The 511-nt window shown below is 70.1% G+C and carries 1 protein-coding gene; it reads right to left on the bottom strand.

Annotated elements, in window-relative coordinates:
* Positions 1–371: IS110 family transposase (locus PSD17_RS20495; RefSeq protein ID WP_339124183.1), on the bottom strand; the 371-nt coding region annotated here is incomplete at its 3' end.
* Positions 372–511 lie beyond the last annotated feature (140 nt).

The following is a 511-nucleotide window of genomic DNA, read 5'->3' as shown; positions in this document are numbered from 1 at the left end:
ATGGTGCGGGCGGCCCCACGAATCTGTGCGGCGATGACGTGGGCGTCGCGGGCGTCGGTCTTGCTCTGGCCAGGATGCAGGTCAGCGATGCGGCGCATCGCCAGCCCAGGCAGGTAGGCCACCTCGATGCCCAGCGAGCGGGCCACGGCGACGGCCAGCGCACCGATCGAGGCGGGCTGATCGACCACGACCAGCGACCGGCCGTGGGCGGCGAGGCGGATGAAGACCTCGGTCAGCGCGGCCTCGTCGTTGGGCAACGGTTTGTCATGCAGCCGCTTCCCCGTCCGGTCCAGTGCGCAGGCGTGGTGCACCGACTTGCCCACGTCCAGGCCGCAGAACACCTCGAAGCCGGTGTTGTCGGGTTCCGACAAGAAGGTCTCCTCGCTCGTCGCCGCAGGCCGACCGGGACGCCCGCGCCGGCAGCCACGTTACGAGCAGACCACGCAAGCGGGTCAGGTCTCTAATGACAGCTGAACCCGGCGCCCGGAGCCTCCGTAGCTCGGCTGGTGAG

This window comes from Pseudonocardia sp. D17 (assembly GCF_036984265.1).
GTDB classification, from domain to species: Bacteria; Actinomycetota; Actinomycetes; order Mycobacteriales; family Pseudonocardiaceae; genus Pseudonocardia; species Pseudonocardia benzenivorans.
Note: the sequence above shows the minus strand (reverse complement) of the source record. Positions and strands in the feature narration are given on the sequence as shown.